The 23298-nt window shown below is 71.1% G+C and carries 22 protein-coding genes; 11 read left to right on the top strand and 11 right to left on the bottom strand.

Annotated elements, in window-relative coordinates; genetic code table 11:
* Nucleotides 1-52 precede the first annotated feature (52 nt).
* A complete protein-coding gene (locus V3N99_00965; GenBank protein MEO3935307.1) occupies nucleotides 53-991 on the bottom strand; it encodes an aldo/keto reductase in 939 nt (312 codons plus the stop codon).
* A 64-nt stretch (nucleotides 992-1055) separates the two neighbouring features.
* Between V3N99_00965 and V3N99_00960 the strand changes: the two genes are divergently transcribed.
* On the top strand, nucleotides 1056-2105 hold the full coding sequence (locus tag V3N99_00960) for an LLM class F420-dependent oxidoreductase (GenBank protein MEO3935306.1): 1050 nt from the start codon (nucleotides 1056-1058) through the stop codon (nucleotides 2103-2105).
* Nucleotides 2106-2246: 141 nt separating this feature from the next.
* Nucleotides 2247-3101, top strand: coding sequence for an undecaprenyl-diphosphate phosphatase (locus V3N99_00955; protein MEO3935305.1), 855 nt, complete (start codon nucleotides 2247-2249; stop codon nucleotides 3099-3101).
* A 7-nt stretch (nucleotides 3102-3108) separates the two neighbouring features.
* Here the strand turns inward: V3N99_00955 and V3N99_00950 are convergent, their stop codons facing one another.
* The 6 genes from V3N99_00950 to V3N99_00925 are packed head-to-tail and all read right to left on the bottom strand — an operon-like array spanning nucleotide 3109 to nucleotide 7227.
* On the bottom strand, nucleotides 3109-3570 hold the full coding sequence (locus V3N99_00950; protein ID MEO3935304.1) for a MaoC family dehydratase: 462 nt from the start codon (nucleotides 3568-3570) through the stop codon (nucleotides 3109-3111).
* A gap of 35 nt (nucleotides 3571-3605) precedes the next feature.
* On the bottom strand, nucleotides 3606-4616 hold the full coding sequence (locus V3N99_00945) for a magnesium and cobalt transport protein CorA (GenBank protein ID MEO3935303.1): 1011 nt from the start codon (nucleotides 4614-4616) through the stop codon (nucleotides 3606-3608).
* Entirely contained in the window at nucleotides 4613-5992 is a 1380-nt protein-coding gene (locus V3N99_00940; protein MEO3935302.1) for a DUF2254 domain-containing protein, read from the bottom strand. The genes V3N99_00945 and V3N99_00940 overlap by 4 nt, the downstream gene beginning before the upstream one ends.
* Before the next feature lie 31 nt (nucleotides 5993-6023).
* Complete coding sequence (locus tag V3N99_00935) at nucleotides 6024-6464, bottom strand: PRC-barrel domain-containing protein (GenBank protein ID MEO3935301.1); 441 nt, start codon at nucleotides 6462-6464, stop codon at nucleotides 6024-6026.
* Nucleotides 6464-7054, bottom strand: a complete 591-nt coding sequence (locus V3N99_00930; GenBank protein ID MEO3935300.1) for a PRC-barrel domain-containing protein — start codon at nucleotides 7052-7054, stop codon at nucleotides 6464-6466. Before V3N99_00930 ends, V3N99_00935 begins: the two co-directional genes overlap by 1 nt.
* Nucleotides 7051-7227 carry a hypothetical protein gene (locus tag V3N99_00925; protein ID MEO3935299.1) on the bottom strand — a complete coding sequence of 59 codons (177 nt, stop codon included), beginning with the start codon at nucleotides 7225-7227 and terminating at the stop codon, nucleotides 7051-7053. The genes V3N99_00930 and V3N99_00925 overlap by 4 nt, the downstream gene beginning before the upstream one ends.
* 103 nt (nucleotides 7228-7330) lie before the next feature.
* On the opposite strand from V3N99_00925, the gene V3N99_00920 reads away from it, so the two are divergent.
* From V3N99_00920 to mshC, 4 genes are all read left to right on the top strand, one after another.
* Nucleotides 7331-8098 (top strand): histidine phosphatase family protein, encoded by a 768-nt coding sequence (locus V3N99_00920; GenBank protein ID MEO3935298.1) that lies wholly within the window; start codon nucleotides 7331-7333, stop codon nucleotides 8096-8098.
* A 9-nt stretch (nucleotides 8099-8107) separates the two neighbouring features.
* Nucleotides 8108-8644: a DUF3090 domain-containing protein gene (locus tag V3N99_00915; GenBank protein MEO3935297.1), complete on the top strand. Its 537-nt coding sequence runs from the start codon at nucleotides 8108-8110 to the stop codon at nucleotides 8642-8644.
* 10 nt (nucleotides 8645-8654) lie between these two features.
* Entirely contained in the window at nucleotides 8655-9500 is an 846-nt protein-coding gene (locus tag V3N99_00910) for an SCO1664 family protein (protein ID MEO3935296.1), read from the top strand.
* Nucleotides 9501-9577: 77 nt separating this feature from the next.
* Complete coding sequence (gene mshC / locus V3N99_00905; protein MEO3935295.1) at nucleotides 9578-10840, top strand: cysteine--1-D-myo-inosityl 2-amino-2-deoxy-alpha-D-glucopyranoside ligase; 1263 nt, start codon at nucleotides 9578-9580, stop codon at nucleotides 10838-10840.
* 27 nt (nucleotides 10841-10867) lie between these two features.
* On the opposite strand, the gene V3N99_00900 is transcribed toward mshC, so the two are convergent.
* Nucleotides 10868-11725: a PAC2 family protein gene (locus V3N99_00900; protein ID MEO3935294.1), complete on the bottom strand. Its 858-nt coding sequence runs from the start codon at nucleotides 11723-11725 to the stop codon at nucleotides 10868-10870.
* A gap of 109 nt (nucleotides 11726-11834) precedes the next feature.
* Here V3N99_00900 and V3N99_00895 point away from each other — a divergent pair, with 109 nt between their 5' ends.
* On the top strand, nucleotides 11835-12575 hold the full coding sequence (locus V3N99_00895; GenBank protein MEO3935293.1) for an HAD family hydrolase: 741 nt from the start codon (nucleotides 11835-11837) through the stop codon (nucleotides 12573-12575).
* On the opposite strand, the gene V3N99_00890 is transcribed toward V3N99_00895, so the two are convergent.
* The 3 genes from V3N99_00890 to metH all read right to left on the bottom strand — a co-directional run bounded on the left by V3N99_00890 (nucleotide 12566) and on the right by metH (nucleotide 17809).
* The gene (locus V3N99_00890; protein ID MEO3935292.1) at nucleotides 12566-13438 is read right to left on the bottom strand and encodes a PD-(D/E)XK nuclease family protein; all 873 of its coding nucleotides are present in this window, start codon (nucleotides 13436-13438) and stop codon (nucleotides 12566-12568) included. The genes V3N99_00895 and V3N99_00890 overlap by 10 nt on opposite strands.
* Before the next feature lie 276 nt (nucleotides 13439-13714).
* Nucleotides 13715-14056: a hypothetical protein gene (locus V3N99_00885; protein MEO3935291.1), complete on the bottom strand. Its 342-nt coding sequence runs from the start codon at nucleotides 14054-14056 to the stop codon at nucleotides 13715-13717.
* A 51-nt stretch (nucleotides 14057-14107) separates the two neighbouring features.
* Nucleotides 14108-17809 (bottom strand): methionine synthase, encoded by a 3702-nt coding sequence (gene metH, locus V3N99_00880; GenBank protein ID MEO3935290.1) that lies wholly within the window; start codon nucleotides 17807-17809, stop codon nucleotides 14108-14110.
* Nucleotides 17810-18106: 297 nt separating this feature from the next.
* Here metH and V3N99_00875 point away from each other — a divergent pair, with 297 nt between their 5' ends.
* The 4 genes from V3N99_00875 (at nucleotide 18107) to arc (ending at nucleotide 23082) form a co-directional block, all read left to right on the top strand.
* The gene (locus V3N99_00875) at nucleotides 18107-19270 is read left to right on the top strand and encodes a site-2 protease family protein (GenBank protein ID MEO3935289.1); all 1164 of its coding nucleotides are present in this window, start codon (nucleotides 18107-18109) and stop codon (nucleotides 19268-19270) included.
* A 195-nt stretch (nucleotides 19271-19465) separates the two neighbouring features.
* On the top strand, nucleotides 19466-19816 hold the full coding sequence (locus V3N99_00870; GenBank protein MEO3935288.1) for a single-stranded DNA-binding protein: 351 nt from the start codon (nucleotides 19466-19468) through the stop codon (nucleotides 19814-19816).
* Between the two features lie 349 nt (nucleotides 19817-20165).
* Complete coding sequence (locus V3N99_00865) at nucleotides 20166-21236, top strand: tRNA (adenine-N1)-methyltransferase (protein MEO3935287.1); 1071 nt, start codon at nucleotides 20166-20168, stop codon at nucleotides 21234-21236.
* Between the two features lie 58 nt (nucleotides 21237-21294).
* A complete protein-coding gene (gene arc, locus V3N99_00860) occupies nucleotides 21295-23082 on the top strand; it encodes a proteasome ATPase (protein ID MEO3935286.1) in 1788 nt (595 codons plus the stop codon).
* Nucleotides 23083-23298: the final 216 nt, after the last annotated feature.

Here is a 23298-nt window from a genome sequence, read left to right as displayed (position 1 = left end):
GCCTGCGTCCGTCGCCCGGTGGGTCCTTGCCCTCCTCGACGCGGACGCAGGGTCAGTCCGAGACCTCGTCGAGCGCCTCGACGATCTCGGGCGGCAGCTCGAGGTCCTCGCTCGCGAGGGCGGTGCGCAGCTGCGGCAGCGTGCGGGCCCCGAGCACCGGGGCCGTGACGCCGGGCCGGTCACGCACCCAGGCCAGCGCGACCTCGGCGGGGCTGACCTGCAGCCCCCGCGCCGCGGTCACCACGGCCTCCGTGATCGTCATCGACCGCTCGTCGAGGTAGCGCTCGGCGAAGTGGGGGAAGTCGCGCGACCCGGCGCGCGAGTCGCTCGGCACCCCGCTGCGGTACTTCCCGGAGAGCACACCCCGGCCGAGGGGTGACCACGGCAGGAGTCCGAAGCCCAGGGCCAGGGCCGCCGGGACCAGCTCGTCCTCCGGCACCCGGTGGAGCAGGGAGTAGTGGGTCTGGTTGGCCACCAACGACACTCGCTCCTGCTCCAGCAGCGTCAGCGCTCTCGCGGTCTGCCAGCCGGAGTAGTTCGAGACCCCGACGTAGGTGGCCCGGCCGCTGCTGACGGCCTGCGCGAGGGCCGACAGGGTCTCGTCGAGGGGCGTCTCGTCGCTCCAGGCGTGTACCAGCCACAGGTCGACGTGGTCGGTGCCCAGCCGCTCGAGCGACGCGTCGAGCTGACGCACCAGGGCGCGCCGGGAGGTGTCGACGACCCGGTCGTCACCCTGCCTCGAGATCCCGCTCTTGGTGCACAGCACCACGTCGTCGCGGGCGACGACGTCGCCGAGCAGGGTGCCGATGATCTCCTCGGAGGCGCCCCCGGCATACCCGTAGGCCGTGTCGAGCAGGGTGCCGCCGGCCTCGACGAAGAGGGCCAGCTGGTCACGCGCACCCTCGTGGTCGACTCCCGACCCCCAGGTCATCGTGCCGAGGGCGAGACGGGACACCCGCAGGCCCGACCGTCCGAGGTGTCTGTGGCGCATGTCTCCGAAGGCTAGTCCCCACCGCCCTCGTGCCTCGTGTGCCCCGCCGGATAGCCTGCGAGGCATGCGACTGGGAATCAACCTCGGCTACTGGGGTGCCGGCAACGACGCCGACAACATCGTGCTCGCCCAAGAGGCTGACCGCCTCGGCTACAGCGTGGCCTGGGTGGCGGAGGCCTACGGCTCCGACGCCCCGACCGTGCTGTCCTGGGTCGGAGCCAAGACCGAGCAGATCGGCATCGGTGCGGCCGTGATGCAGATCCCGGCTCGGACGCCCGCCATGACGGCCATGACCGCGGCCACCCTCGACACCCTGTCGGGTGGCCGCTTCCGCCTCGGTCTGGGTGTGTCGGGCCCGCAGGTGAGCGAGGGCTGGCACGGCGTGCCCTTCGCCTCACCGCTCGGGCGTACCCGGGAGTACGTCGACATCGTCAAGATGGCGCTGCGTCGCGACAAGGTGGCCTACGACGGCAAGCACTTCACGCTGCCGCTGCCTGATGGCCCCGGCAAGGCCCTGCGCCTGACGGTGCACCCCGTGCGCGAGCAGATCCCGGTCTACCTCGCCTCGGTCGGGCCGAAGAACCTCGAGCTGGCCGGTGAGATCGCCGACGGCTGGCTGGCCATCTTCTTCAGCCCGGAGCACTCGGGTGAGCTCGTGGAGTCGGTGCGCAGCGGTGCCCGCCGCGGGGGCAAGGGTACTGACGGCGGCGACCCGCTCGCCGGCTTCGACATCGCCCCGACCGTGCCCGTCGTCATCGGCGACGACGTCGCCGCGTGCGCCGACCAGGTGCGGGACCATGCCGCGCTCTACGTCGGAGGTATGGGGTCCCGCGACAAGAACTTCTACAACCAGCTGGCCGTCCGCATGGGCTTCGACGAGGCCGCCAAGGAGGTGCAGGACCTCTACCTCGAGCGCAGGCACCGCGACGCCGCGGCGGCCGTGCCCATGGAGTTCCTCGACTCGACCGCCCTGCTGGGGCCGAAGGACCGCATCAAGGACCGCCTGCAGCGGTATGCCGAGGCGGGCGTCACCACGCTGTCGGTCTCGAGCATGGCGCCCACGCTCGACGAACGTCTCGAGATGGTGCGCACGATGGCCGAGCTGATGCCCTGACCGACGGTCCGTGAGGGTCACGGTGGGGGCGGTTGGGCAAACTCTCAGGGTTGCCTGGCCCTGATCGGCCGCCAGGGCAGGTCGTCATACGGGAGGATGGGCCGTCTTCACCACCCTCTGACCGAGAGCGAACCCTTCCTCGTGAGCGACCTGTCCTACGTCTCAGCCCTGATCCTCGGCGTCGTCGAGGGCCTGACGGAGTACCTCCCGGTCTCGTCCACCGGGCACCTCACTATCACCGAGAAGCTGCTCGGCCTGAAGGTCGACGACGCCGCCGTCACCGCCTACACCGCGATCATCCAGCTCGGGGCGATCGCCGCGACCATCCTCTACTTCTTCCGTGACATCGTGCGGCTGCTCGGTGCCTGGTTCCGAGGACTGGTCTCTGCGGAGGCTCGCACCCACCACGACTACTCGCTCGCCTGGGCGGTGATCATCGGCTCGGTGCCGGTCGCCCTCGTCGGCTTCGCGGCGAAGGACGTCATCTCGGGCGGCCTGCGCAGCCTGTGGGTCATCGCTGCCGCCCTCATCCTGTGGAGTGCGGTGATGTGGGTGGCCGAGACCCGCCACTCCGCCCTCGCCCAGGGCACCCAGGTGCGCGGCGAGGGCGAGGTCACCGTGCTCGACGGCCTGGTCATCGGTCTCGTGCAGTGCTTCTCGCTCGTCCCGGGCGTCTCTCGATCGGGCGCCACGATCTCGGCGGGGCTGCTGCGAGGCCTCGACCGGGTGACCGCCACTCGTCTCTCGTTCTTCATGGCGATCCCGGCCCTGACGGCAGCCGGCCTCTACGAAGCCGTCTCCACCGACCTGTCAGGGCTCGGCAAGGGCCAGATGGCGGCCGGAATCGTCGTCGCCTTCGTCGTCGCCCTGGCCTCGATCGCCTGGCTGCTGCGCTTCGTCGCCGGCCACAGCCTCAAGGCCTTCGTCTGGTACCGCGTCGTCCTGGGTCTCGTCCTGGTCGTGGTGCTCGCCACCGGGGCGATGACCGCGACCTGACGCACGGTCAGGCGGCGGCCATCACGTAGATGACCTCGGCGATGCACGCCGGCTTCGGGGCGCCCTCGATGTCGATGACGAAGACGATCGTGGCCTGGGTGCCGATGGCGATGTCGGCGACGTCCTTGAGCGTCGCCGTCGCCCGCAGCCGCGAGCCGACCGGCACCGGGTGCGGGAAGCGGATCTTGTTGGCGCCGTAGTTGACTCCCATGGCCAGCCCCTGCACCTCGTAGCACTCCTTGCCCAGCATCGGGAGCAGCGACAGCGTGAGGTAGCCGTGGGCGATGGGGCCGCCGAAGGGGCCCGCCTTCGCCCGCTCGGGGTCGACGTGGATCCACTGGTGGTCGCCGGTCGCCTCGGCGAAGGTGTCGACCTGGCTCTGTGTGATCTGGTGCCACTCACTGGTGCCGAGCTCCTCGCCGGCGGCGGCGCGGAAGTCGGCGAGCGACGGGAAGACACGGGCAGACATGGAGGCTCCTCGGGATGACGGTCGGTGAGGGCAGGCTACAACCAGCGTGACCGCTTGAACGCGCGGTAGAGCCCGAGGCAGGAGGAGAGCATCACGAGCAGGATGACGAAGTAGCCGTAGTAGACCTCGCGGCCCTCGACCCGCAGCGAGGCCTGGGGCTCGGGGATGTAGTGGAAGTTCATGCCGTAGATGCCGGCGATCATCGTCGGCACGGCCGCGATCGCGACCCAGGCCGAGATGCGGCGCATGTCGTCGTTCTGCTGCACCGAGATCTGGGCCAGGTGCGCACTGAGGATGTCGGTGAGCAAGCGGTCGTACGACTCGACGTGGTCGTTCACGCGCAGCAGGTGATCCTGCACGTCGCGGAAGAACGCGAGGGTCTCGTGGTCGTCGGCCTCGAGGAGGGTCCTGTGCGGCGGCTGGAACAGCCGGGTCATCGCCTCGGCCAGCGGGCCCGTCGCGCGACGGATCTCGAGCACCTCGCGCTTGAGCCGGTAGATGGCCGTCGCGTCGACGTCGCGGGAGCCGCCGAAGACCGAGCGCTCGATCTCCTCGAGGTCGATGAGGATCTCGCCGTCGACCCGGATGTAGTTGTCGACGACGGAGTCCATGACCGCGTGCAGCACCGAGGCCGGCCCGAGGGCGAGGTGCTCCTCAGAGAGCTCGAGCCGGTGGCGCACCTCCTGCAGCGGGTTGGCCTCACCACGCCGCACGGTGACGACGAAGCGGTCGCCGAGGAAGACCATGACCTCGCCGGTCTCGACGTCAGAGGTCGCCTCGACGTATCGCAGGGTCTTGAGGACGATGAGGAGGCTGTCGTCATAGTGCTCGATCTTGGCCCGCTGGTTGCCGCGCACTGCGTCCTCGACCGCGAGCGGGTGCAGCTTGAGCTCGTCGTTGACGACGTCGAACTCGGCATCGGTCGGGTCCTTCAACCCGATCCAGAGGAAGCCGGTGTGGTCGTAGCGCAGCATCGCGAGCGAGTCGCTCAGGTCGCTGCACGGTTGCCGCACACCGTCCCGGTAGATGGCCTGGTCGACGATCACGTGGTCAGTCCACCACCATTGGCCCCTCCGCGGGCGTCGAGGATGTGTCCGACACCCGCCAGGGCGAGCTCGAGCTGGGCCCGCTCGGTGTCGTCGAAGTCCTGGGCGGCGACCGTCGCGCGCAGCCGGCCGACCTGACCGCGCACGACCTCACGCTGGCCGGGTGCGCACCGGTAGGCGATCTCGTCGAGGAGCTGGGCCAGGCGCGACATCACCTGGGGGTCGCCGGCGCCATACCGGCGCAGCTGGGTGAGGGCCTCGTCGACGAGCCTCGCGAAGGACTCCTGCAGGAGCACGGTGCGCAGGATGCCGTCGTCGTCGTGGGCGACGACGGGGTCGAGGTCGAGGCTGGACAGCTCGCACAGCAGCGCCGAGATGTGGCCGAGGGCGTGGACCGCCGTGGTGGGGTCGTTGATCCCGGGGGACAGGGCCTTGGCCGCTACGTCGGTGAGCTGACGCAGGCCGTAGCCGATGTCGTCGACGGCGGTGCGCTCGTAACCGGTCTGCACGCCGTCGGACGCCAGGGCTGTGGCGATCGCCTCCAGGTCGCTGGGCGCCGGAGCGCTCGATGCCCACACCCAGCCGATGGGGGTGCCCTCGACGACCGATCGACCGATGGGTCGCTCGACGAGGCACACGAGGCCGACCTCGGTGCAGCGACGCAGCAGGACCGAGGTGTCGATGCTGGTGATGAAGCCTGACTGCGGGGCGAGGAGCCTGCGCGCTTCGGGGGGTACCTGCGGCAGTCGCTCGACGGGGATCCGGCGAGGGGCCTGCGCACCTGCCTGGCGACTCCGGATGCCCTCCAGCACGGACCGGGCGTCGGAGTGGACGTCTCGCAGCATCGTCTCGGGTCGGATCTGACCCGTCAGGTGGGCCAGGAAGAGCACGAGCATGACCACGCTGGCCACACCGAGGAGGAAGGAGAACGAGACGGAGAGCCGGGGGACGAACTCGGAGGAGGCGCCGTGCGAGGTGCGCACCCGGCGCAGGACCACGAGCGAGTAGGTGAAGGTGGACAGGAAGACCCCCAGCGTGCCCTGGACGAAGAGGTCGCCGGTGAAGGTGCGCAGCAGCCGCGGTGAGAACTGGCTGCTGGCCAGCTGGAGGGTCACCACGGTCAGCGAGAACGTGAGCGAGGTGACGGTGATCAGCGAGCCGGCGACGGCCGACAGGACGGTCCGAGCGGCGTCAGCGTCGCCGCCGAAGATCAGGGACTGGAGCCCGCCCGGGTCACCGGTGCCCGGGCCGTCGAGCCGGGTGTCGACGGCGGGCAGCAGCACCCCCAGGATGAGGGCGAGCGCGATGGCGAGCACGGGCAGGGGCCACAGCCGCGACCTCGCGGCATCGCCGATCGTCGCGAGCCGGTGTGTCATCACGTCCTCGGTGGTGGTCGGTCGGCGGGGCTCAGGACGTGGTGGCGTGCGCGACCACCACGGCATAGGAGCCGACCCCCACGAGCATCGGCCCGGGCACCGACCGGCGCTCGAGCACGATCGACGTGATCGCCCCCGTCGTGGGGTCGATGTCGAGGTCCTTGACCGTGCCGAGGTCGTCGCCGCGGGTGTCGAGCACCCGCTTGCCGAGCACCTCGTGGTCCTTGCCACGCAGCGCGTCGACCTGGTCGTCGGCCTCGACCACCAGCGCGGCCGAGGTGACCGTCGCGGCGTCGGAGCCGAAGCCGGTCAGGTCCGACCACTTCAGGATCGAGCCGTTGTCGGCCTTCTTCAGCAGCAGGGCCACCACGCTGTGGGTGGCCGGGTCGACGACGACGTCCTTGATCTTGCCGACCTGCTCGGCGGTGTCGGTGGAGACGACCTTGTGGCCCTTGGCGACGGAGAACAACATCAGGCCTCGCCCCCTTCGAGCTGGGCTCGGAAGGCGGCGACCGAGGCGCCGAAGCCCGCCAGGTCGCGACCGACGAAGTTGCGGGCACTGTCGGGGACCATGAGGAACTCCTTGGAGGCCGACAGCGTGGCCGGCAGGGGGATGAGCACCTTCGTGCCCTTGGTCTCGAGGGCCTCGGACGCCTCGATCTCGTAGCCGATGACCTCGCACCGGTGCGCCTCGTCGTCGACCTCGACGACGACGTCGACGACCACCCCGAGGTCGGTGCCGGCGTCGGTCAGCACCTTCGACCCGAGCACGTCGCCGCCCGAGCCACCCGAGCTCGCTGACTTGTCGAGCACGCTCTGGAAGGGCTCGAGCACCTCGTCCGACTCGATCATCACGGCGTCCGCCCCGAGGGAGCCGACCGACTCCCAGGCGAGAGCCTCCTTCTTGGGGCCGGAGAACAGCCCGCGACCGGCGAGGGTGAATCCGCCGACCCGACCGCCGTTGGCTGCGAAGACGATGTCCTTGACCTGCGCGACGTCCTCACCGGCGTGGGTCACGACGGGACGTTTCGCGATCTCGGAGGTGCGCATCAGGCGACTCATGCCGGGCCCCCTGCCCCTGCGTCGCCCGGTCCCTGGCCGGCATCGGAGCCGGTCCCGGCGGCCGGGTTGACGATGACCCCGCCGCGGCGCCGTCGCGCCTGCAGTCCGACGAAGAGCCCGACCAGGATGACGATCACCCCGACGACCACGATGAGCCAGCCCCACCACTCCACGAGACACTCCTTCGACCTAGGGCAGCCCGATCGGTCGGACCACTGCACAGGGCTCCATACCCCGGTGACCGTGAGCCTAGACGGTCCCACCTAGAGTTGAGTGGTGCCTATCGTCCTGCTCGTGCGCCACGGGCGCACCGCCGCCAACGCTTCCGGAACCCTTGCCGGCTGGACCCCGGGGATCGGGCTCGACGAGCACGGTCAGGGGCAGGCGCAGCGCGTGGGCGAGCGCATGGCCGCAGGAGGTGTGCCGATCGTGCGCATCGTCGCCTCACCGCTGCAGCGGTGCCAGGAGACGGCCACGTCCATCGTCGCGGCCGCGGCACCGGGCGTCGAGATCGGCACGGACGACCGGCTGGGGGAGTGCCGCTACGGCGCCTGGACCGGACGCAAGCTGGGTGACCTGCTCAAGGAGCCGCTGTGGCGCACCGTGCAGGACCAGCCGTCGGCCGTGCGCTTCCCCGACGGCGACGACTTCCCCGGCGAGACGATGGCCGGGATGCAGTCGCGGGCCCTCGCGGCCATCCGCGAAGTCGACGCCCAGGTGCTCGACGAGCACGGCAAGGACGCCATCTGGGTGGCGGTGTCGCACGGCGACGTCATCAAGGCGATCCTCGCCGACGCGGCCGGCTCGCACCTCGACCAGTTCCAGCGCATCCAGGTCGATCCTGCGTCCGTCTCCATCGTGCGGTACACCTCCAAGCGCCCGTTCCTGTTGCGCAGCAACGACACCGGTGGCGACCTCAGCTCGGTGGTGCCGCCCCCGCCGAAGCCGGGTGAGACGGCTGCAGAGGGCCCGGACGAGCAGGACGACGACGGCGACGCCGCGGTCGGGGGCGGCGCAGGCGCCACCACCGAGCCGGTCCGTTAGGGTCGTCGTATGCCGGTTCACGACTTCGACCCGCCGAGCCGGTTCGTCGTCGGCACCGTCGGCCCCCCCGGTCAGCGCACCTTCTTCCTCCAGGCGTCCGAGGGCCGCCGACTGGTCTCCCTCTCGTGCGAGAAGGAGCAGGTGGCGATCCTCGCCGACAAGGTCGGAGACCTGCTCGACCAGTTCACGACCGTGCCCGCCGACCCGACCGGCCCGGAGGACCTCGAGCCCCTGAGCACGCCGATCGAGGACGAGTTCCGCATCTCGACCATGTCGTTGGCCTGGGACCCGGCCCGCGAGGTCGTGGTCATCGAGGCCTTCGACTCCGACCCCACCGAGAGCCCCGAGGCGCAGGTCAGCGAGGAGGCCGAGGCGGCCCCGCACCGGCTGGCCGTGCGCGTGGTGCTCTCACCGGCGCAGGCGAGGGCGTTCGCCAAGCGGGCCACCGCCCTCGTCACGGCCGGGCGCCCGCCGTGCCCCTTCTGCGGGAGCCCCCTCGACGCGAGTGGTCACGTGTGCCCCCGCGCCAACGGCTACAAGCGCTGAGCTCTCGCTCGTGAACGGACCGCACTCTCCAGCCGAGGTCGAGCCCGTGCTGGCGGCGCTGCGCGCAGGCGAGCTCGAGGTCGTGGGTCGGATCAGCGACTCGTCCAACGTCGCGCTGCTGGTGCAGGTCGGTGACACGAAGGACGTCGAGACGCTGACCGGTGGGCCGGTCTACGGCATCTACAAGCCCGTGCGGGGGGAGCGACCGCTGTGGGACTTCCCCGACGGCACCCTGGCCGGACGCGAGGTGGCGACCTTCGAGATCTCGCACGCCGGCGGCTGGGGCGTCGTGCCCCCGACCGTGCTGCGAGACGGGCCCCTCGGACAGGGGTCGGTGCAGCTGTGGATCGGCGACCCCTTCGGCCTCGAGCCCGACCCCCGACCGGTGGACGTCTGCCCGCCCAAGCGGGTGCCGCAGGGCTGGCTGAGCGTGGTGGACGGCGAGATGGAGGGTGCGCCCGTCAGCATCGTGCACGAGGACAGGGACGACGTGCGTGACGTGGCCGTGCTCGACGCCGTCGTCAACAACGCCGACCGCAAGGGGTCGCACCTGATCCGCGATCCCGGTGGCCGGCTCTGGGGCTACGACCACGGGCTGACCTTCAGCGCTGAGCCCAAGCTGCGCACGGTCCTGTGGGGCTGGGCCGGTGAGCCGCTGCGTGAGGTCGACGTCGAGCGGCTCACCCGGCTCCAGGGTCTGCTCGACGGGGAGTCCGAGCTGATGAGCGTGATGGTGGGGCTGCTGCCCGCCGTCGACGTGACCGCCCTGGTGCGCCGCATTCGCACGATGCTGCGCTCGGGGCGCCACCCCAGCCCCCGCGGAGGGTGGCCGGCCATTCCCTGGCCGGCGCTCTGACCCGCCGTGGGCCGGTGCGGGTCGCGGTGGCGAGGGCCCTGACAGTGCCGCGCCGCCACAGGAACTAGGCTCTGCAGGTGATCGCCTGGCCCTCGCCCTCCATCCCTGCTGTCCCCGGATCGGGTCGTCCGCTGAGGATCCACGACACCGCCTCCGGCGAGGAGCGCGAGGTCACCCCCGCCGACGGGCACGCGCGCATCTACGTCTGTGGCATCACGCCGTACGACGCCACCCACATGGGTCACGCCGCGACCTACGTCACCTTCGACCTGGTCGGTCGCGTCCTGCGCGACGCCGGGCACCGGGTCACCTACGTGCAGAACGTCACCGACGTCGACGACCCGCTCTTCGAGCGCGCGCTGCGCGACGGTGTGAGCTGGGAGTCCCTCGGCCAGCGCGAGACCGCGCTCTTCCGCGAGGACATGACCGCCCTTCAGGTCATCGCCCCCGACCACTACGTCGGCGCCGTCGAGAGCGTCCCCGAGATCGTCACGGCGGTGGAGAAGCTGGTGGCCAGCGGATCGGCATACGGGGTGCCGGTGCCGGTCGGCGAGGGCGGGGAGCCGCGGCTGGACTGGTACTTCGACGCGACGGCGCAGCAGCGCTTCGGCGAGGTGGGCCACCTGAGCCGGGACGCGATGCTCTCGGTCTTCGCCGAGCGCGGCGGGGACCCGGAGCGCGAGGGCAAGCGAGACGCCCTCGACCCGCTGGTGTGGCGCGCCACCCGCGAGGACGAGCCGGCGTGGGACGGTGGCTCGCTCGGTGCCGGCCGGCCCGGCTGGCACATCGAGTGCACCACGATCGCCCTGACCCACCTCGGCATGCCCTTCGACCTGCAAGGCGGCGGTGACGACCTGATCTTCCCGCACCACGAGATGAGCGCGCTGCACGGCGAGGCCCTGCGGGGCGAGACGCCGTTCGCGCGCACCTACGTCCACCAGGCCATGGTGGGCCTCGACGGGGCCAAGATGAGCAAGTCGAAGGGCAACCTCGTGCTCGTGTCGCAGCTGCGTCGCGACGGGGTCGACCCGATGGCCATCCGTCTCGGCCTGCTCGCCCACCACTACCGCACGTCGTGGGACTGGAGCGACGAGGTGCTCACCACCGCGCAGACCCGCCTCGCGCGGTGGCGCGAGGCGCTCTCCACCGACGGCGGTCCGTCGTCCGCGGCGGTCGTCGAGCGGCTGCGTGAGCGGGTCGCCGACGATCTCGACACGGCGGGCGCGCTGGCGGCGGTCGACGACTGGGCCACTGCGGCGCTCGAGCAGGGCGGCAGCGACCACGGGGCCCCGGGCGTGCTCGCCCGTGCCCTCGACGCCCTCCTCGGCATCAGGGTCTGAGGGCGACGACCGCGCGGTCGTCGTCGGTCAGCCGGAGGGGGGGCTGGCGTCTCCCCGCCGGCGCAGGTAGCGCTCGAACTCGCGGGCGATCGCGTCGCCGCTGGCCTCGGGCAGGTCGGCCGTGTCGGTCTGCTCCTCGAGCGACTGGACGTATTCGGCGACCTCGTCGTCCGACTCGGCGAGCTCGTTGACCCCGCGCTCCCAGGCCTTCGACGCCTCGGGCAGGTCACCCAGGGGGATGGACACGTTGAGCACGGTCTCGAGCCGCGTCAGCAGGCCGAGCGTGGCCTTGGGCGACGGGGACCCACCGGCGTAGTGGGGGACGGCGGCCCAGCACGTGAGCGCGGTGAGACCGGCCTGACCGGCGGCGTCGCTCAGCACCCCCACGATGCCCGTGGGGCCCTCGTACTTGCTCGCCTCGGCGTCGAAGCGGGCCCGCACCTGCTCGTCGTCCGCCGTGGCGGTGACCGGGATCGGCCGGGTGTGGGGCACGTCGGCGAGCAGGGCCCCGAGCGTGACGACCGACGTGACGCCGAGCTCCTGCGCGTACTCCAGCAGCTCGACGGTGAAGGACCGCCAGCGGGTGGAGGGCTCGATGCCCTCGACCAGCACGACGTCGCGCCCGAAGGCGGTGTTGCGGGCGAGCATGAGGCGCGTCGTCGGCCACTGGATGCGTCGGCGACCGTCGACGGTCAGCACCCGCGGGCGGTTGACCTGGAAGTCGTAGTACTCCTCCGGGTCGAGGGAGGCGATCGGCTCGGCATCCCAGACCTCGGCCAGGTGCCTGATCGCCGCGGTGGCCGCCTCGCCGGCGTCGTTCCAGCCCTCGAAGGCCGCGATGAGGATCGGGTCGTTCAGTGGGGGGACGTCCTCGAGCTCGAGCACGGGGCCTCCTTCCGGGAGCGAGGGGTGGGGGGTCGGCCCGGTCTCCCGGGAGACCCCACCCTATGACGCGCCGTGGGGTGGGGCTCCGCCCCTCCTTAGACTTGGCCTCGTGACCTCGCCCGCCCCGACCGACAGCGCCCCTCACACCGTCGACGGGCCGGACTCCCGGCCGGGGCAGCCCCGAGCGCTCCCGGCGGCCGTGCTGTGGGACATGGACGGCACGCTGATCGACAGCGAGCCCTACTGGATCGCCGAGGAGCACGCGCTGGTAGAGGCCTACGGCGGCACCTGGTCGGACGAGCAGGCCCATGCCCTGGTGGGCAACCCGCTCGAGGTGTCGGCGCAGTACATCCTCGACCACTCGCCGGTCACCCTGACGGTGGCCGAGGTGGTCGATCGCCTGATGCGGGGGGTCATGGCCCGGGTCGAGCAGGAGGTGCCGTGGCGCCCCGGGGCTCCCGAGCTGCTGGCGGCCTGCCGCGCCGTCGGCGTGTCGACGGCCCTCGTGACGATGTCGTGGAGACCCTTCACCGACCTCCTCCTCCAGGTGCTGCCCGCCGACTCCTTCGACGTCGTCGTGCCCGGTGACGCGGTGGTCAACGGCAAGCCCCACCCCGAGCCCTACCTCACCGCCCTGCGCGAGCTGGGGCTCGAGGCGGCCGACTGCGTCGCGATCGAGGACTCCCCGGCCGGCGTCCGGTCAGCCGCTGCTGCCGGGGTGCCGACGATCGCGGTCCCCCACGTGGTGCCGGTGCCGCGCATCGCGGGCGTGGTGCAGCTGCCGACTCTGGCGGGTCTGACGCCGCACGACCTGCTGCCGCTGCTCGACGCAGCGGTGCGTCAGGGCTGAGCCACGGGGTCACCGGAGCCGAGCCCGTCCCGCTCCGGCAGCGGAGGTGGGGTGCCGCCCCACTCGGGGCAGAGGGCCTTGTAGTCGCACCACGAGCAGGCTCTCGAGCGCGATGGACGCCAGTCGCCCGTCTCGTCGGCCGCCCGGATCGCGTCCCAGACGGCGTGCACCGTGCGCTCGGTCGCGCGCAGGTCGTGCTCGTCGGGGGAGTAGCGCAGGATCGCCTGGTCACCCAGGTAGACCAGCTGGAGCACCGCGGGGATGACCCCGTGGAGCCGCCACAGCACCAGGGCGTAGAAGCGCATCTGGAAGAGGGCCTTCCGCTCGAACTGCTCGCCGGGTGACCGCCCCGTCTTGTAGTCGACGACGCGGATGGCCCCGTCGGGTGCGACGTCGAGCCGGTCGATGATGCCCCGCAGGATCAGTCCGTCGACGGGCACCTCGACGTAGAGCTCGCGGTCGCGCGGCTCGAGCCGCTGCGGGTCCTCTAGGGTGAACCACGTCTGCACCAGCGCTGTCGCCTCGGCGAACCACGATGTCTGCGTGCGCTGCTCGTCGTCCTCGAGCATCGTCGCCAGGGCTGGCTCCTGCTCGACCAGCGCCGCCCACTGGGGCTCGACCAGCCTGGTCGCGGCCTCGGGGGTGCGCTCGTGCGCCGGCAGGTCGAAGAGGCGCTCGAGCACCGCGTGCACCAGGGTGCCCCGGGCGGCCGCGGGCGAGGGCAGCGAAGGCAGCCGGTCGACGACCCTGAAGCGGTAGAGCAGGGGGCACTGCATGAAGTCGGAGGCCCGGCTGGGGGACAGGGCTGCCGACCGCCCGGGCAGCGGCCCGCGCACGGGCGGCGGCAGCTCGGTCGTGGTCACACGAGCGACTGTATGCCGCGACCCCGACACCGCCTCGATCCCCAGGTCGCGTGGCCCCCGACCAGGCGCTGGGGCAGAGGTCGGGCGGGCTCACGCGTCGCCGCCGCCGGGTCACGACAGCGTAGGGCAGCACGAGGGCGACGGGGCGAGGTAGACCCAGGTGGTCCACCGCCGGGTGAGACCCGTCGGCACTGTCGCCCCTCGTGCACGGGGAGGAGCCCGACGACAGCGACGACGGCTCTGCCCGCCAGCCCCGGCCGGTGTGGAGGGCGCGGGTCAGGCGCTGCGGACCGCCTCGCGCTTGCCCCGGTTCCGCACCCGCCGCGGCACGATCCCGGTCCTCGCCGCCTGCTGCAGCGGCCGGCGGGTGACCAGCAGCCACCAGACGCCGCCGACGACGACGAGCGCCACGCCCGGCAGGGCCAGCCACCAATCGTGGCCGAGCACGAGCCCCGCGACGGCGAGCACCACACCCACCGCCACCCAGACGCCCCACACGTAGCGCTGTCGGTCCGTGCGGTCGACGATGCCCTGCGCGACCCTCCGGTCGGCGGCCGACATCGGCGTGCTCGTGCGCAGCGACTCCTTCACGCGCTGCTCCGCGCGCCAGTCCGCCATGGTCGTCCTCCCGGTCGTCGGTCCTCTGACCTCCGAATGTAGCCCCCCGACCTAGTCCTCGGGCTGGTACCCGAGGTTGGGGGACAGCCACTTCTCCGCCTCGGCGAGGGTCCAGCCCTTGCGGGCCGCGTAGTCCTCGACCTGGTCGCGGCCCAGCCGACCCACGACGAAGTACTGCGACTGGGGGTGGCCGAAGTACCAGCCGCTCACCGAGGCGCCCGGCCACATGGCCATGCTCTCGGTCAGCGTGATCCCGGTGCGGGCCTCGGCGTCGAGCAGCGACCAGAGCGTGAGCTTCTCCGTGTGGTCGGGGCACGCGGGGTAGCCCGGCGCCGGCCGGATCCCGGCGTACTGCTCCTTGATGAGCGCGTCACCGTCGAGGTGCTCGTCGGGGGAGTAGCCCCACGTCTCCTTGCGCACCTTCTCGTGCATCCGCTCGGCGAACGCCTCGGCCAGCCGGTCGGCGAGCGACTCCAGCAGGATCGCGTTGTAGTCGTCGAGGTTCGTCCTGAACTCGGCGACCCGGCCCTCGCTGCCCAGGCCGGCCGTCACGGCAAAGCCCCCGACGTAGTCGGCCAGTCCCGTCGCCTTCGGCGCCACGAAGTCGCTCATCGCCCGGTTGGGTATGCCGTCACGGTGCTGCCCCTGCTGGCGCAGCCCGCGCAGCGTCGTGAGCACCTGCGTGCGGGTCTCGTCGGTGTAGACCTCGACGTCGTCACCGACGCCGTTGGCCGGGAAGAGCCCTACGGCGCCCGTGGCGGTCAGCCAGTCCTCGTCGACGATGCGGTCGAGCATGGCGTTCGCGTCCTCGAAGAGCCTGCGCGCCGCCTCGCCGGACGCGGGGTTGTTGAGGATGTCCGGATAGCGGCCCTTCATCTCCCACGCGCTGAAGAACGGTGTCCAGTCGATGTAACGGCGCAGCTCCTCGAGGGAGTACCTCGAGTAGGTGCGCACGAACTGCCGGGCGACGTCGTGACGGTGGTCGCAGCTCGGGCCGTGGCAGACGTCCTTCGCCTGCTGGGCGAGGAAGCGCGGGCGCGGCGGACGGTAGGCGCTCCAGTCGAGCGGGGTCGAGTTGGCGCGAGCCGCAGCCAGCGACAACAGCTTTCGTTCACCGTGCTTGGCCTCGTGACGGGCTCGGACGCCGTCGTAGTCGGCCTTGGTGTCGGCCAGGAGCTGGGGCTTCTGCTCGTCGGACAGCAGAGCGGCGGCGACGGGCACCGAGCGCGACGCGTCCTTCACCCAGATCACGGGACCGTGGTACTTCGGGGTGACCTTGACGGCTGTGTGCGCCTTCGACGTCGTCGCCCCACCGATCATCAGCGGGATGTCGAGACCCTGGCGCTCCATCTCGGACGCGAAGTTGACCATCTCGTCGAGCGAGGGCGTGATCAGACCGGAGAGCCCGATGATGTCGGCCTTCTCGGCCTTCGCGGCGTCGATGATCTTCTGGGCGGGCACCATGACCCCGAGGTCGACGACGTCGTAGTTGTTGCACTGCAACACGACGCCGACGATGTTCTTGCCGATGTCGTGCACGTCGCCCTTGACGGTCGCCATGACGATCTTGCCCTTGGCCCTCTCGACGTCACCCGGCCGCTTCTCGGCCTCGATGAAGGGGATGAGGTAGGCGACGGCCTTCTTCATGACCCGGGCGCTCTTGACCACCTGGGGGAGGAACATCTTGCCCTGTCCGAAGAGGTCGCCGACGACGTTCATGCCGTCCATCAGCGGGCCCTCGATGACCTCGATCGGCCGGCCCCCGCGGGCGGAGATCTCGGCCCGCAGCTCCTCGGTGTCGGTCTCGGCATGCTCGTCGATGCCCTTGACCAGGGCGTAGGTGATCCGCTCGCCCACCGGCAGCGAGCGCCACTCCTGCGCTACGGCCTCCTGCTTGGTGTCGCCGGTGTTGAAGCGGTCGGCGACCTCCAGCAGCCGGTCGGCCGCGTCGTCGCGGCGGTTGAGCACGACGTCCTCGATGCGCTCGCGCAGGTCGGGGTCGACCTGGTCGTAGACCACGAGGGCGCCGGCGTTGACGATGCCCATGTCCATCCCGGCGGAGATCGCGTGGTAGAGGAAGACCGCGTGGATCGCCTCGCGCACGGCGTTGTTGCCCCGGAAGGAGAACGACACGTTGGAGACGCCGCCGGAGACCAGCGCGCCGGGCAGGTTCTCCTTGACCCAGCGCGTGCCCTCGATGAAGTCGACGCCGTAGTTGCGGTGCTCCTCGATGCCGGTGGCGACAGCGAAGACGTTGGGGTCGAAGATGATGTCCTCGGCCGGGAAGCCGACCTCGTCGACCAGCAGGTCGTAGGCCCGACGGCAGATGGTCTTGCGCCGCTCGAGCGTGTCGGCCTGACCCTCCTCGTCGAAGGCCATCACGACGACCGCGGCGCCGTACTTGCGGCAGAGGCGGGCGTGCTCGAGAAAGGGCTCGACGCCCTCCTTCATCGAGATCGAGTTGACGATCGGCTTGCCCTGCACGCACTTCAGGCCGGCCTCGATCACCTCCCACTTGCTGGAGTCGACCATGATCGGCACCCGTGAGATGTCGGGCTCACCGGCAACGAGCTTGACGAAGCGATCCATCGCGGCGACGCCGTCGATCATCCCCTCGTCCATGTTGATGTCGATGACCTGCGCGCCGGCCTCGACCTGCTGGCGGGCGACGTTGAGGGCGGTGGGGTAGTCCTCGTCCTTGATCAGCCGGCGGAAACGCGCCGAGCCGGTGATGTTGGTGCGCTCACCGACGTTGAGGAAGAGCGAGTCGGGCAGCACGGTGAGGGGCTCGAGCCCCGACAGGCGCAGCGCGGTCGGCACGTGGGCCGGCTCGCGCGGCACGCCCACGGCGGCCACCGCGGCGATCGCGGCGATGTGCTCCGGCGAGGTGCCGCAGCACCCCCCGAGGAAGTTGACCAGCCCGTCCGCGGCGAACGCCCCGACCACCTTGGCCATCTGCTCAGGGGTCTCGTCGTACTCGCCGAAGGCGTTGGGCAGGCCGGCGTTGGGGTAGCACGAGACGAAGGTGTCGGCGACGCGTGACAGCTCGGCGACGTAGGGGCGCATCTCCTCGGCGCCGAGGGCGCAGTTGAGCCCGACGGCGAGGGGGCGAGCATGGCGGACGGAGTTCCAGAAGGCCTCGGTCACCTGGCCCGAGAGGGTGCGACCCGACGCGTCGGTGATCGTGCCGGAGATGATGACCGGCCAGCGCCGCGCGTGCTGCTCGAAGAGCGTCTCGACCGCGAAGATCGCAGCCTTCGCGTTGAGGGTGTCGAAGACGGTCTCGATGACCAGCAGGTCGGCGCCGCCGTCGACCAGCCCACGGGCGGACTCGAGATAGGCGTCGACGAGCTGGTCGAACTCGACGTTGCGCTTGCCGGGGTCGTTGACGTCGGGTGAGATCGAGGCGGTGCGGTTGGTCGGGCCGAGCGCGCCGGCGACGTAGCGCGGCCGGTCGGGGGTGCTCATGGCGTCGGCCTCGGCCCGCGCGAGCCGGGCGGCCTCGACGTTGAGCTCGTAGGCCAGTGACTCCATGCCGTAGTCGAGCATCGAGATCTTGTTGGCGTTGAAGGTGTTGGTCTCGAGCACGTCGGCGCCGGCCTCGAGATACTGCCGGTGGATGGTGCGGATGATGTCGGGCTGGGTGAGGGTCAGCAGGTCGTTGTTGCCCTTGACGTCGCTCGGCCAGTCAGCAAAGCGCTCCCCCCGGTAGTCCTCCTCGGACAGCTCGTAGCGCTGGATCATCGTGCCCATCGCCCCGTCGAGGACGAGGATCCGGGTGCGCAGGAGCGCGCTCAGGTCCTCGGTCGCGTCGGGTCGTAGGTCCTGGATGGTCTGGCTGGCAGTCACGATGGGTGTGCGGTCCTGTCTCAGGTGGGCTGGTGCGCGTCGGGATCGACCCGCCCAGTATGACGGGTCAACCGGGACGGCGAGGGGCCTGTTCCCGTCCGCTGCCCGGGCGCACCGTGGCCACTCCCGGGCGAGACCAGGCACAGGGCACCCACAGCGCAGCCACCGCCCTCGCAGGGTCGGTGACGTAGGGTCGAGGACATGAGCGCAGGCCAGTCCGCGTCCCCGTACGGCTGGCGCCTCGCCACCCTGAAGGGGGTCCCGGTCTACCTCGGGCGGTCGTGGCCGATCATCGCGGTCGTGGTCGTCGTGCTCTTCGCCCCGGGCGTGGTCGATCCCTCGACGGGCGAGCGCGGTGGCACCTTCGGGTATGTCGTGGGCGTCGCCTACGCCCTGCTGTTGCTGCTCTCGGTGCTCGCCCACGAGGCGGCCCACGCCGTGGTGGCGGCGCGGCTCGGGCACCGCGTCGACCGCGTCGTGGCCGACCTCTGGGGTGGTCACACCGTCTACGACGGCGGGCTGTCGCGGCCCGGGCGCAGCGCGGCCATCGCCGTGGCGGGTCCGGCGGCCAACCTCGCCCTCGCCGGTGCGGCCTACGCCATGCTGCTGGTCGTGCCCGGTGGCGGCGTGACCAGCCTGCTGCTCGCCGCCGTCACCTACGCCAACGTGCTCGTCGGGGTGTTCAACCTGCTGCCCGGCCTGCCCCTCGACGGAGGGTACGTCGTCGACGCCCTCGTGTGGAAGGTGACCGGCAGCCGGCACACCGGACTCATCGTGGCGGGGTGGCTCGGCCGGATCCTGACCGCCGTCCTCGTGGCGCTGGTCGTGGGTCGACCCCTGCTGCAGGGGCGGACGCCCTCTCTCTACGGGATCGTCTGGACGGGGCTGATCGGGGCCTTCCTGTGGGTCGGGGCCAGCAACGCGATCCGTTCCGGCGCGGGCGGTCGCGCCGTCGAGCGGGTCCCGCTCGCCCAGGTCCTGCGCCCGGTCGCCGGGGTCTCGGGTGACGAGCCCCTGGCGCAGGTCCTGGCCCGGATGTCCGGGTTCGCTGGTCTCGTCGTCGTCTGGGACCGGTCCGGGCGGCCCGTCGGGCTGGTCGACCGGGAGGCGGCTCGCTCGGCTGACCCGCACAGCGTCGCCCGTGGACTGCCGACCAGCGCCGTCACCGCTCTGCAGCCGCAGGGGTGGGTGGTCGCGGGCGACCCGCACGGGGACGTGTCCGCCATCGTCGACGCCGTGGCCGGTGCCTCGGTCGCCGGATCGGCGGTCCCCCCGGTCGTGCTGGTGCTCGACCAGCAGGGACGGCCCCTGGGGTCCGTCACCATGGACGACCTCGACACCGCCCTGCGCACCAGCGGCGCCTGAGCGCACCTGACCGCGACCGGATCGCGACCTGATCGCGACCGGCCGCACGCGACCCGGGTCGTCCACAGCCCCCAGGTCCCGGGGGGTCGTCCACAGGCTCGGGCCGGGCTGCTGGCCTCCGCGAGCGGGTCGGTCGATGCTGGCGGCGGGCCGGCGGTGGGCCCGACGACGAGAAACGACAGGAAGAGGCTCCAGATGCAGACCCGGTCCACAGAGTCGGTCCCCGCGGTCAACGAGGTGCGGTTGGTCGGGCGGGTCTCCGGCGGGCCCGAGGAGCGGGTCATGCCCAGCGGTGACGTGCTGGTCTCCCTGCGGCTGGTCGTGCCGCGAGAGCTGACCAAGCGGGCCGACCCGGACCGTCCCACGGTCGCGGTCGACACCATCGACGTCGCCTGCTGGAGCGCCTCGACGCGGCGGGTGGCGCTGCGCCTGAAGGTGGGCGACAGCGCCGAGGTCGCCGGAGCCCTGCGGCGGCGGTTCTACCGCGCGGGAGCGGTGGCCCTCAGCCGCTACGAGGTCGAGGCCCAGAAGCTGTCGCGGCGATGAGGAGTGTCACGACGACGCGGTCACGACGACGGGAAGAGCAGCCGCTCCAGCTCGTCGAGGGCCGTGCGAGCGTACCCGCGCCACATCAACGAGATCGACGGGTCTGGGCACGACCGTCAGCCTAGGGGCACCGCGCTCAGGTGACGTCGAGTTGCCGGCGGACGACAGAGCCCGCCCGGACCGCCTCGGGCTGGTCGCCGACCAAGGCGTCAGCAGCCGACAGAGCCCGTGACCACAGCCATGACTCAACCTCCGCCCCCCGGAGTGTCGTGACCCACCCCGGTGAGCGAGGACAGCCCCGTGCCGTCATCGCGGTCGCCTGGCCGCGCCGAGCCTAGACTGCTCCATCGTGACCGCTTCGGACCAGACACACGAGACCCCTCTGCGCGTGCTGCGCGGGCCCTTCGCCGTGGGTGACAGGGTCCAGCTCACCGACAGCAAGGGACGGCTCCACACGATCACCCTCGAGGAGGGTCGTGAGTTCCACACCCACCACGGTCGGCTCCTGCACGACGCGGTCATCGGCTGCCCCGACGGGTCGGTGGTCGCCAACACCGCCGGGATCGAGTACCTCTGTCTGCGGCCGCTCCTGGCCGACTACGTGATGTCGATGCCCCGCGGGGCGGCGGTGGTCTACCCCAAGGACCACGGGCAGATCGTGACGATGGCCGACATCTTCCCCGGCGCCACCGTGGTCGAGGCCGGGGTCGGGTCGGGGGCCCTCAGCATGTCGCTCCTGCGGGCCGTGGGGGAGAGCGGTCGACTGATCTCGTTCGAGCGTCGCGAGGACTTCGCCGACATCGCGCGGGGCAACGCACGGGCCTTCTTCGGTGCCGACCACCCGGCCTGGCAGGTCGAGGTGGGAGACCTCGTCGAGTCCCTGCCAGGCGTCGTCGCCAGCGGGAGCGTCGACCGGGTCGTCCTCGACATGCTGGCTCCCTGGGAGTGCCTCGACGTGCTCGGCGACGCGATGGTCGCCGGCGGCGTCCTGATCTGCTACGTGGCGACCGCCACCCAGCTGAGCCGGGTCGCCGAGGCGATCCGCGACCACGGGGGCTACACCGAGCCCTCGGCCTGGGAGACGCTGGTGCGTGGATGGCACCTCGAAGGCCTCGCGGTGCGACCCCAGCACCGCATGCACGGTCACACGGGCTTCCTGATCACGACGCGCCGCCTGGCGCCCGGCGTGACTCCGCCGCGACGCACCCGCCGACCGGCCAAGGGCTACACCCCGGTCGACGGTGAGACGGCCCCGAGTGACGTCGCCGACACGTCGGGCCCTTCGCTCGACGGGGTCGGCACCGACCTGAGGGCCGTCCCTGCGCTGGAGTGGAGCCCTGAGGCGCTGGGGGAGCGTCCGGTGTCGGAGAAGAAGATCCGACGCGTGCGCCGATCTGTGACCGAAACCTCCGACGGGTGAGGGGTCGGTCCGGTTAGGGTCATAAAGGTCCCTGCTCCGCCCCTGTCAGGAGGCGCTGATGTCCGACCTATCCCAGCCCGGCGACGACCGGTCCACCCCGGTCCCAGAGGTGGCCGCGGCCGCCGAGCCGCGCGAGCTCGAGCGGCAGCGCGACCAGCTGAGGGACGAGGTGCGCGACCTGCGCGACACCCTGAGCTCCGGCCCGTCCCGCTCGCGTGACCTGGAGAGCCGCGTCAGCCAGCTCCAGACGTCGCTGTCGACGCTCTCGAGCCAGAACGAGCGTCTCGTGCGCACGCTCAAGGAGGCGCGTGAGCAGATCATCACGCTGAAGTCAGAGGTCGACCGGCTCGCGCAGCCTCCGAGCGCCTACGCCCTGATCCTCGAGTCGTATGACGACGCGACCGTCGACATCCTCTCGTCGGGCCGCAAGATGCGGGTCGCGGTCAGCCCCACCGTCGACCCCGCGACCCTCAACCCCGGGCGCGAGGTGATGCTCAACGAGGCACTCAACGTCGTGGCCACCTGCGGCTTCGAGCGCGTGGGCGAGGTCGTCACCGTCAAGGACGTCCTCGACGACGACCGCATCCTCGTGGTCGCCCACGGTGACGAGGAGCGCATCGTGCGCCGGGCCGAGTCGCTGGAGGTGCAGGGTGAGACGGTGCGCGTCGGCGACGCGCTGATGCTCGACACCCGATCGGGCTTCGTCTACGAGCGCATCCCGAAGGCGGAGGTCCAGGATCTCGTGCTCGAAGAGGTCCCTGACATCGCCTACGAGGACATCGGCGGTCTTGCCGGTCAGATCGAGCAGATCCGTGACGCCGTCGAGCTGCCCTACCTGCACCCCGACCTGTTCAAGGAGCACCAGCTCAAGCCGCCGAAGGGCATCCTGCTCTACGGCCCGCCGGGCTGCGGCAAGACGCTGATCGCCAAGGCGGTCGCGGCGTCGTTGGCCCGCAAGGTCGCCGAGCGCACGGGCCAGGCCTCGGAGAAGAGCTACTTCCTCAACATCAAGGGCCCTGAGCTGCTCAACAAGTACGTCGGCGAGACCGAGCGGCACATCCGCCTGATCTTCCAGCGGGCGCGCGAGAAGGCGAGCGACGGCACCCCGGTCGTCGTCTTCTTCGACGAGATGGACTCGCTCTTCCGCACCCGGGGATCGGGCGTCTCCAGCGACACCGAGACCACGATCGTGCCGCAGCTGCTCTCGGAGATCGACGGTGTCGAGCGACTCGAGAACGTCATCGTGATCGGTGCCTCGAACCGCGAGGACATGATCGACCCGGCCATCCTGCGCCCGGGCCGGCTCGACGTGAAGATCAAGATCGAGCGCCCCGACGCCGAGAGCGCGCGTGACATCTTCACCAAGTACCTCACCGCCGACCTGCCCCTGCACGAGCACGACCTCGCCGAGAACGACGGCAGCCGACAGGGCACGGTGGAGGGCATGATCCAGGCCACCGTCGAGCGGATGTACTCCGAGATCGACGAGAACCGCTTCCTCGAGGTCACCTACGCCGGTGGTGACAAGGAGGTCCTCTACTTCAAGGACTTCAACTCCGGCGCGATGATCCAGAACATCGTCGACCGGGCCAAGAAGATGGCGATCAAGGACTTCCTCACCATCGGCCAGAAGGGCATCCGGGTCGAGCACCTCCTCGCCTCCTGCGTCGACGAGTTCAAGGAGAACGAGGACCTGCCCAACACGACCAACCCCGACGACTGGGCCCGGATCTCCGGCAAGAAGGGTGAGCGCATCGTCTACATCCGCACCCTCATCAACACCAAGGACGGCACCGAGCCCGGACGCTCGATCGCCAACGTCGCCAACACCGGTCAGTACCTCTGATGCTGCGGTCGGTGGAAGAGGTCGCGGGGGACCACGCCCGTTCTGCTGGAACGGGGGGATGAAGAGGCACGACAGCGGAGGGCCCGGGTCCGAGATCCGCAGCGACCCTGACGTCGTCGCCGGCTTCAGCAGCTTCAGCACCTGGTCCGTCGGCACGGGCCGGCTGCCGGGCTGCCCGACGACCGACCGAGACCGGGTCGGGCACGAGGCTGCTGA

The sequence above is a fragment of the Dermatophilaceae bacterium Soc4.6 genome (assembly GCA_039889245.1).
GTDB lineage: Bacteria > Actinomycetota > Actinomycetes > Actinomycetales > Dermatophilaceae > Lapillicoccus.
This window is presented reverse-complemented; position numbering and strand designations above follow the sequence as displayed.